General features: G+C 39.8%; 1 protein-coding gene. It reads left to right on the top strand.

Annotation, left to right across the window (positions count from 1 at the left end):
- Window positions 1-382: sugar transferase (locus tag JHD74_RS26185; RefSeq protein WP_233169709.1), on the top strand; the 382-nt coding region annotated here is incomplete at both ends.

Here is a 382-nt window from a genome sequence, read left to right as displayed (position 1 = left end):
AAAAGAACCTCTCGATTCCTTAAACGATCTTTTGACCTCATAGGATCGGCAGTTATCATTACTTTACTTTCCCCGATTCTTATCGTTTTAGTTTACCTGGTCTCCAAAGATGGTGGGAATGCCATTTATGGGCATGAACGTATAGGTAGAGATGGTCATAAATTTAAGTGTTTGAAATTCCGTTCAATGGTGACCAACTCAGCCGAGGTATTACAGCAACTTTTGGCTACCGATCCAGAAGCTAGAGCTGAATGGGATAAAGATTTTAAATTAAAAAATGATCCGCGTATAACACGTGTAGGAAGTTTCATACGTAAAACAAGCCTTGACGAATTACCACAGCTTTTCAATGTCTGTCTCTTATACACATCTGACGCTGCCG

Origin of the sequence: Serratia sp. ASV30, from assembly GCF_016428815.1 — a bacterium.
In the GTDB taxonomy this organism is placed as follows: Bacteria; Pseudomonadota; Gammaproteobacteria; order Enterobacterales; family Enterobacteriaceae; genus Chania; species Chania fonticola_C.
This window is presented reverse-complemented; position numbering and strand designations above follow the sequence as displayed.